Here is an 8769-nt window from a genome sequence, read left to right on the forward strand (position 1 = left end):
TGAAATGCCTTCATAGTTTGTTGCATCGCTCAAGAAACCATCTGTCGCATTTGTTAGATACCTTCATTTATATTGGGGCTGGCCTCTGGAACTTTAAACTGTCATTAAAAACAGCAACTTAGGTCGGGAACATGTCTAATATGCTCTGGGCCTATGAAAACACTCCATGCAGCACTTGCAGACGAAACGTGATTGAACTGCTCACTGAAAATAATATTCTGCCGGAAAGCCTGTTATTTGAATGCCAATTTGATTGCGTCGAGGACACTCGAAATCTAGCGCGAGACCGTTTGCAAAAGTCAAAATCAGCTTAAGCCTTCAACTCGGAAGCAACCGATAAATGGAACAACTCTCCCTCCCCGAATTCAGCGATACCCGCCGCCCGCCCGCCGGTCGGAAACTCGCTATCGCCCCGCTATCGGAGGGATTCCAAGTTCATTATGAACATCCCCACGGCAAGCTATTCCAAGGCGACTCGCTGGACTGGCTGAAATCCCTGGAAGATGCCAACATCGATTTGGTATTCGCTGACCCGCCCTACAATATTAAGAAAGCTGATTGGGATAGCTTTGAAAGCCAAGAACACTATATCGAGTGGTCGATTCGCTGGATTAGCCAAGCCTCCCGCGTGTTAAAACCGACGGGTTCACTATATGTTTGCGGTTTCTCGGAAATCCTCGCCGATTTGAAACACCCCGCTTCCCATTATTTTAAGCATTGCCGCTGGCTGGTCTGGCACTATAAAAACAAGGCCAATCTGGGCAGCGATTGGGGGCGTTCCCATGAAAGCATTATTCATTTCCGCAAGTCCGACGCCACCAAACTCAATATTGATGATGTCCGAGTTCCTTATGGGGCACAAACTCTGAAATATCCCTCCCATCCGCAAGCAGAAACCAGCGCCTACGGCAAAGGCTCGGGAAAATCTCGGGAAAACTGGACGCCCCATCCCAAAGGCGCGAAACCCAAGGATGTGATTGATATTCCCACCACTTGCAACGGCATGGGCGAGAAAACCCCGCACCCGACCCAGAAGCCGGAAGAATTAGTCCGAAAATTCGTGCTAGCTTCATCAAACGAAGGGGATTTAGTGATTGACCCGTTTTCCGGTTCCGGTACTACCGTGGTCGTGGCGGAACAACTCAACCGCCACTGGATGGGATGTGATTTGGAAGCCCAATATAACCAGTGGGCCATTGAGCGAATCGAGAATGTCCAGCGGATGAGCAAGGAGGAATGGATTGCTCTTGATCGGCAAACGGCACAACGGCGGGAATCCATACGATGACCCTCTCCGATTTGGTTATCCACGCCACTGACAAAAGACGATTCCTGACCGTTAAGGATTACGTCGAGTTTTGCGCCCGTTATCTGGAATATATTGAAACCGGATTGCAGGCCCGAATCATCTCCCAAAATGAAAACCACTATCAATTTTTTCAGTATCGGCAAGATGGGCATTTCAACATTACCCGGCCATTAAACTCCCGACTGATGTACAGCACCGATTCTTTCGAGAGTGCTGCCCGACAATTTAAAGACACCCTGGAGCTAATCAGGGAGAATCAATCCCCAGCGGACGAATTACGCGAAAACATTATTCGGACAATCTATACCACCCAGCAATGCATTGGTGCCACGCTTGATGCCTTGCCTGCTGGGATGTCGAATCAAGCCCGAAAGGTGAATGACGACCTATTCGAGCGCTTTATCCGATTATTGATTGTGTCTTTGAATGTGGATTGTGTATCGGGCGTCGTTCAAGTACCGATCAAAGACGCCGATGGAACTGAGCTTTTTAAATCAACTTATCAACACGACTTATTAATTTATCAACAAGGTGAGCTAAAAATTATTGGTTCGGCAAAGACTTCCAGCAAAGACCGCATTGATAAGGTTTTTGTGGACAAATTTCTTTATAACAAACTCACCGAAACAAATCTGCCCCATATCGCTGTTTTTCTAAACGATGTACAGCGCAAGAAGGCCAAGCAAGAAAACCATTACGGTATCAGCGCGACCTTTCTGCCAGGCCATTTTAAAGCTTACACCATTAAGCTGAATCCTTTGGATGGCGTGTATTACTGCGATATTCGCCCGAACATGGTGAGTGATCATTTATTCTCCCAGCATATAAGAACAATCGACCATTTGTTTTATGGCGATTTGCGGGAGCTTTTAAACCGGCGCGGGCAGGCTCTCGATGAAATAAATATCGAGACAGAGCCGGAAGAGATATTACAGATAGCCTAATGCTATTGATTGGCCTGACAGCAACTGCATAATAACCAACCAAATTCAATTCGTTCCCCTTACTTGAGGAATAACAATGGACAGAGATACCATTCGAATCGTCCTGCTGGTGGCTGGCGTTTTCGTCATCGCCAGCGTTTACATTTGGGGGCGCTACAAGCAGAAACTGCTGGACATACTCCACCGCAAAGACGAATTCGAAGATCTGGGGCTAGACCAAAACGAGAAATCCCCCGCTCCGGTCCAGGACGATGACGACCTGTTCGACAGCCTCAGCTACAAGAAGGGCCGCAAGGAGCCAGCCGTCACGGAAGAAACCTTCGCCGATGATTTCGACGAAGAAGAATTCGAGGCGGCCACCAACCCGAAACCCGCCACCCGCGCCGCTAAGCCTGAGCCGGAGCCGCAACGGGCCGGGGCTTTGGGTGCGCCGTTTCTCATCCAGGTTAGCGTGGTGGCGGGCCGGGGTAGGTTTTTCAATGGCGAGGACTTGCGCGACGCCTTGATGGATTTGGACTTGATCCACGGCGAGATGGGCATCTTTCATCGCTTCGACGGCCAGTTCAAACAAACCCTGTTCAGTTGCGCCAGCTTGGTGGAGCCGGGCACCTTTCCCATCAATGACATGGAATCCTTTGAATGCCCCGGCGTGGTGTTCTTCTTCCAGACCGCTGGCATCGCCGACCCGCTGACCGTCTATGACGATCTGGTCAACACCTGCCAGGAATTGGCCGAACGGCTGGGCGGCACCACCTGGGACGAGCGCCGCCAGCCGCTTTCCGCCGAGAAAATCGCCCACATGCGGGCGCTGCTCGAAGACGCCATGGAGCAGCCATGAGCGCACTGGAAGAAGCCGGTCGCCGCGCCGCCCAACTGCGGGAAGAGATTGAATTCCACAACGTCCGCTATCACCAACTCGACGCGCCGCTGATTCCCGACGCGGAATTCGACGCCCTCATGCGGGAGCTGCTCGCCCTAGAGCAGCAATACCCCGAACTACGCACCGCCGATTCCCCCACCCAACGGGTCGGTGCCCCGCCGGTCAAAGCCTTCGGCGAAGTGCTACACGACATCCCCATGCTGTCCCTGGACAACGCCTTCACCGACGAGGATTTGGCGGACTTCGGGCGGCGGGTGACGCAGCGACTCGGCCACGCCGATCTGAATTTTCTGGTGGAACCCAAGCTGGACGGCCTCGCGGTCAGCCTCATCTACGAGCGCGGCGTGCTGACCTGCGCGGCGACGCGGGGCGACGGCCAGACCGGCGAGGACATCACCCACAACGTCCGCACCATCCGCTGTATCCCATTGCGCTTGCGGGGCGAGGGCTGGCCGGAGCGGTTCGAGGTGCGCGGCGAGGTGTTCATGCCCAAGCAGGGCTTCAAGGAATTGAACGAGCGGGCTTTAGGTGCGGGCGAGAAGGTGTTCGCTAATCCCCGCAACGCCGCCGCCGGGAGCCTTCGCCAACTGGACCCGAAAATCACCGCGTCCCGCCCTCTCAGTTTTTTTTGCTACGGCTACGGCGTATTCCCCGACGACCAACTGCCCGCGACCCAAAGCGAATTGATGGCACGATTCCGCGAGTGGGGCATTCCCATCAACCCGGAACTCCGCGTGGTGCACGGCGTGGCGGGCTGCCTCGCCTATTACCGCGACGTGCAGGCCCGCCGCCATGGTCTGCCCTACGACATCGACGGCGTGGTCTACAAGCTGGACCGGCTGGCCGACCGCGCCGCGCTGGGCTTCGTCGCCCGCGCCCCGCGCTGGGCCATCGCCCATAAATTCCCGGCGGAGGAAGCCACCACCCGGTTGCTCGCCATCGAAATCCAGGTGGGCCGCACCGGCGCGTTGACCCCGGTGGCGCGGTTGGAGCCGGTGTTCGTGGGCGGCGTGACCGTCACCAACGCGACCTTGCACAACGCCGACGAAATCCGCCGCAAGGACATCCGCGCGGGCGATACGGTCGTGGTGCGGCGGGCGGGCGATGTGATCCCGGAAGTGGCGCGGAGTCTCCCGGCACTGCGCCCCGCCGAGGCGCCGGAATTCGTGATGCCGAGCCATTGCCCGGTGTGCGGCTCGGATGTGGAAGTGGCGGACGGCGAAGCGATCCTGCGGTGTAGCGGCGGCTTGTACTGCCCGGCCCAGCACAAAGAGTCCATCAAGCATTTCGCTTCCCGCAAGGCCATGGACATCGACGGCCTGGGCGAGAAGTTGGTGGACCAGCTTTTCGACAAGCAACTCATCACCACGGTGGCGGGGCTTTATCACCTGACCGTGGAGCAGTTGGCGGGGTTGGAGCGGATGGGCCAGAAGTCCGCGCAGAATTTGGTGGATGCCTTCGCTAGAGCCAAGCACACCACCCTGCCCCGCTTCCTGTATGCGCTCGGCATTCGCGAGGTGGGCGAAGTGACCGCCCAGAACATTGCCGCCTTTTTCCGCGACCTGGATAGCCTGAAAGCCGCCGACGAGGAGGCGCTGCAAGCCGTGCCGGATGTGGGTCCGTCGGTGGCCCATCACATCCACACCTTTTTCCGCCAGCCGCATAACTTGGAGGTGATTCAGGCGTTGCTGGAGGCGGGCGTGCATTGGGACGCCATGCCGGAGCATCCGCCGGAAGCGGAGTTGCCGCTCAAGGGTAAGACCTTTGTGATTACCGGGACGTTGAGTGCCATGTCCCGCGAGGAGGCCAAGGCCAAGCTGCAAGCTTTGGGCGGGAAGGTGACGGGGAGCGTGTCGAAGAATACGACGTTTGTGATTGCGGGGGCGGAGCCGGGGTCGAAGTTGGCTAAGGCGGAGGAATTGGGGGTGGGGGTTTTGGATGAGGGGGGGTTTTTGGAGTTGGTGGTAATGGCGTCATAATCCCCGTTTTTGCAAAAAATAACCATCCACCAAAATTATAAATATCTTGCTTTGACTTATGAAACCCAACGCTTTTGACCGCCAAGAACATGTTTACAAAAACGATGCTCTCGTTGAGTTGGTGAAAGACGCAGTTCGTTTTTTTAATGGAACACCTGTTCATGAATTACCTCCACCCAAAAGCTTTCTCGGAACGGGCGTTTATGCGCTTTATTACACGGGGAATAATCCTCTTTACAAGAAGTATGCAGAACTAAATCGACTTTCATATGGGTATCCAATTTATGTCGGAAAAGCCGTACCCAAAGGCTGGCGACAAGCTCGGGTTTCTGATAGCGAAACCACCAAATCAAGAGCGCTGTATTCCCGTCTTAAAGAACACTGTCGAAATATAGCGGTCGGCGAAGGTCTATCACTCCTAGATTTTTCTTGTCGCTTCGTCATCTTTGAAAATGAAGGTTCCGACATGATAGGCACGATAGAAGCGGCCTTAATAAGGCTGAACAAACCGCTTTGGAATACCGTCATGGATGGCTTTGGAAATCATGACCCTGGCAGCGGAAGGTACAAACAAGCCAAATCGGATTGGGATGTTATCCATAAAGGCCGGGCCGGGGCGGAAAAATGCAACGGACGGCACAAAAGCCAAGATGTAATCCTGGCAAACATCGAGAATCACTTTAAAAAGATTGGATGATTCGGATGCGTTCCTTAGAAATTTTTTCCGGCGCGGGCGGTCTCGCCAAAGGGCTTGAACTAGCAGGCTTTGAACATGCCGCTTTCGTCGAATTCAACAAACACGCCAGCCAGTCCTTACGCGCTAACTTTGAAGCCGAGAAAGTTTTCTTTGGCGATATTAGGGACTTTGATTTAAACAATCTCGATTCGGTTGACATTGTCGCGGGTGGCCCGCCTTGCCAACCTTTCTCCATGGGCGGCAAACATAAGGCCCACAAAGATAACCGGGATATGTTCCCCCATGCCATTCGTGCAATTGAGAAGCTAACCCCCAAAGCCTTTGTATTCGAGAACGTCAAAGGCTTATTAAGAGAAAGCTTCTCCGATTATTTCGACTACATTATATTGCGATTGACCTTCCCGAGCTTCCCCGCAAAGCCAGATATGGACTGGCAAGAACACCTTGCACAGCTACGGAAAATAAAGGATTTACCCTATACCGGAATTAAATATGACGTTCAATTCAAGCTGCTGAATGCGGCTGATTATGGCGTGCCACAAACCCGCGAGCGAGTGGTTCTCGTCGGAATAAGAACGGATTTGAACAAACGCTGGGCCTTCCCCGAAACTACTCACTCAGAAGATCGTTTGTTGTGGGAAATATATGTATCTGGCGAATATTGTAAAAGGCATGGAATCCCAAAGCCAAACCCCTCTTCGATTCCAGCGTCTTTGAATGACCGGATAATGAAGCTGCATGAGCGGTTTGGCTTTTTCGAGCCAGAACTTCAGCCGTGGAAGACAGTGCGCGATGCGTTTTACGACATACCGGACCCGCGCATTGACCACGGCATACCGGACCACATCTATCGGCCCGGAGCGCGTAGTTATCCCGGACATACCGGCAGCGATTACGACTGGCCTTCAAAAACTCTTAAAGCGGGTGGGCACGGCGTCCCTGGCGGAGAAAATATGATCCGCTATTCCGATGGAAACATTCGTTACTTCACAGTGTTTGAAGCCAAACGCATTCAAACCTTCCCTGATAATTTCGTTATTGAAGGCGCTTGGGGTGAAGCAATGCGGCAAATTGGAAACGCGGTGCCGGTGAAGCTTGCCGAGATAATAGGAAAACAACTTTCGTCAATACTTCGAGAGCATACTCCTACTCAATATGCCACACTCCGAATCAAAGACATGACAGCTAGGCAGATAATCGCGGAAATCAAGGCCCGGCGATAAATACCGCCACCCTTCAGATAATAGGTCAAAGCCCGTAGGTTGGGGTGAGGCACGAACCCCAACACTTCCACCGGGGCAATGGCGTTGGGGTTCCTTCGTCACCCCAACCTACGATAATTTTCTCCTTACTTGCGTGTTGCCTTATGCAATATCGGCGGGCAAAAATCGGCGGCGGCACATATTTCTTTACCGTCAATTTGGCCGAACGAAACCGGGGATTTTTGGTGGATTACGCCGATCATTTGCGCAACGTGATTCGGCTCGTTAAATCTCGCCATCCCTTTCATATTGACGCGATTGTCATTTTGCCCGATCACCTTCATGCCTTATGGACTTTACCGGATGGGGACACCGATTATTCGACCCGTTGGGCTTTAATCAAAGCCGGTTTTTCCCGTCATATCGAACAAACTGAAAGGATTAATTCAAGCCGTAGAAGCAAAGGCGAACGAGGTATTTGGCAAAGACGATTCTGGGAGCATGCCATTCGGGACGACAATGATTTTGAACGGCACGCGGACTATATCCACTACAATCCCGTCAAACACGGCTGGACGAACAGGCCCGCAGAATGGCCTTATTCCAGCTTTCATAAGTTTGTCCGCAACGGAATTTATTCCCCGACATGGGCGGCTTCCTTGATGATTAAGGATTTGGATTTCGAATGAGGTGTAAATTGGCAACCTGGCTCGGAGTGTTGGGGTTCGCACCTCACCCCAACCTACAAAATACCGGCTGGTTTCCGCGCTCTAACATGGCTTTGGCTTAATTTATGTCCGCTTCATCGGCACCCACGCCGAATATGACCGCATCGACGCCACCACCATCTGAGGCTCCCACTATGGAACTCAAACCCCTACGCACCGAAACCGATTACCGCGCCGCCCTACACGAAGCCGAACAACTATGGGACGCCCCGGACAACACCCCGGAAGCCGACCGGCTGAAACTCCTGGCCCTGTTAATTGAAGACTACGAAACCCGGCACTATCCCATTAACGACCCCGATCCCATCGACTTTCTCCGCCACGCCATCGAAGCGCGGGGACTGGAAACCAAGGATTTGGAACCCTTCATGGGCGAACACGCCGAGGCCGTACTAAACCGCGCCCGCCCCCTGTCGCTGGAAATGATTAGAAACCTCACCGAAGGATTAGGCTTGCCCGTTGAGGTATTGATTCGGCGCTATCCATTGCGCGAAGCGGCTTGATTAGTCGGATAGGTGAAACGCAGCGAAACCCATCATTCCAAGGCTTCATTTGCCCCGTCGTGATGGGTCTCACTGCGCTCCATCCATCCTACAATTCCTCCCTTTGGCTTCGCCCAATTACGGCTTCAAGCCCTTCATCAGCGCCGTGAACACCGCGTTGGCGGCGTTGGCATCGTCGCTGCCCGCCAGCACCATAATCATCAGCTTGCCGTCGGCTTTCAGGCACTCGACCACGCCGGTCGTCTTCTCATTCCAGGTGCGCACCGAATCCTCGTCCTTGGTGAGTTTGCCGGCATTTTCCTTCGTCAGAATGGCCTCGGCCTTGCTGACGCAATCGGCCTGGCTCATGGCGCCGCCGTCGATGTGGTCCCAGTACATGCTGGGCACGGCGAAGGCCGGGGCCGCGCCGAACAGCAGGGCGGCGGACAGGGCAATGATCGGGGTGAGTTTGCTTGTGGGCATGGGAATATCCTCCTTGTCGTGGCGGCCCCGTGGTGGCCGCGTTTCCGTTTGACAGTGGGTCCGGG

9 protein-coding genes are annotated in these 8769 nt (G+C 54.0%); 8 read left to right on the top strand and 1 reads right to left on the bottom strand.

Annotation, left to right across the window (positions count from 1 at the left end; all coding sequences use genetic code 11):
- Window positions 1–517 precede the first annotated feature (517 nt).
- The 8 genes from ACXWUF_RS13695 to ACXWUF_RS13730 all read left to right on the top strand — a co-directional run bounded on the left by ACXWUF_RS13695 (window position 518) and on the right by ACXWUF_RS13730 (window position 8242).
- Window positions 518–1288, top strand: coding sequence for a DNA-methyltransferase (locus ACXWUF_RS13695; RefSeq protein ID WP_458495225.1), 771 nt, complete (start codon window positions 518–520; stop codon window positions 1286–1288).
- Window positions 1285–2253 (top strand): hypothetical protein, encoded by a 969-nt coding sequence (locus ACXWUF_RS13700; RefSeq protein WP_458495226.1) that lies wholly within the window; start codon window positions 1285–1287, stop codon window positions 2251–2253. Before ACXWUF_RS13695 ends, ACXWUF_RS13700 begins: the two co-directional genes overlap by 4 nt.
- Before the next feature lie 76 nt (window positions 2254–2329).
- A complete protein-coding gene (locus ACXWUF_RS13705; protein WP_458495227.1) occupies window positions 2330–3091 on the top strand; it encodes a cell division protein ZipA C-terminal FtsZ-binding domain-containing protein in 762 nt (253 codons plus the stop codon).
- Window positions 3088–5112, top strand: a complete 2025-nt coding sequence (gene ligA / locus ACXWUF_RS13710) for an NAD-dependent DNA ligase LigA (RefSeq protein ID WP_458495228.1) — start codon at window positions 3088–3090, stop codon at window positions 5110–5112. The genes ACXWUF_RS13705 and ligA overlap by 4 nt, the downstream gene beginning before the upstream one ends.
- Window positions 5113–5170: 58 nt before the next feature.
- Window positions 5171–5809, top strand: a complete 639-nt coding sequence (locus ACXWUF_RS13715) for an Eco29kI family restriction endonuclease (protein WP_458495229.1) — start codon at window positions 5171–5173, stop codon at window positions 5807–5809.
- A 5-nt stretch (window positions 5810–5814) separates the two neighbouring features.
- A complete protein-coding gene (locus tag ACXWUF_RS13720) occupies window positions 5815–7032 on the top strand; it encodes a DNA cytosine methyltransferase (RefSeq protein WP_458495230.1) in 1218 nt (405 codons plus the stop codon).
- A gap of 143 nt (window positions 7033–7175) precedes the next feature.
- Window positions 7176–7700, top strand: a complete 525-nt coding sequence (locus ACXWUF_RS13725; protein WP_458495231.1) for an REP-associated tyrosine transposase — start codon at window positions 7176–7178, stop codon at window positions 7698–7700.
- 173 nt (window positions 7701–7873) lie between these two features.
- Entirely contained in the window at window positions 7874–8242 is a 369-nt protein-coding gene (locus tag ACXWUF_RS13730) for a helix-turn-helix domain-containing protein (RefSeq protein WP_458495232.1), read from the top strand.
- 117 nt (window positions 8243–8359) lie between these two features.
- On the opposite strand, the gene ACXWUF_RS13735 is transcribed toward ACXWUF_RS13730, so the two are convergent.
- Window positions 8360–8769 (bottom strand): hypothetical protein (locus ACXWUF_RS13735; RefSeq protein WP_458495233.1); only part of this gene is annotated, 410 nt, incomplete at its 5' end.

This window comes from Methylomagnum sp., assembly GCF_054333355.1.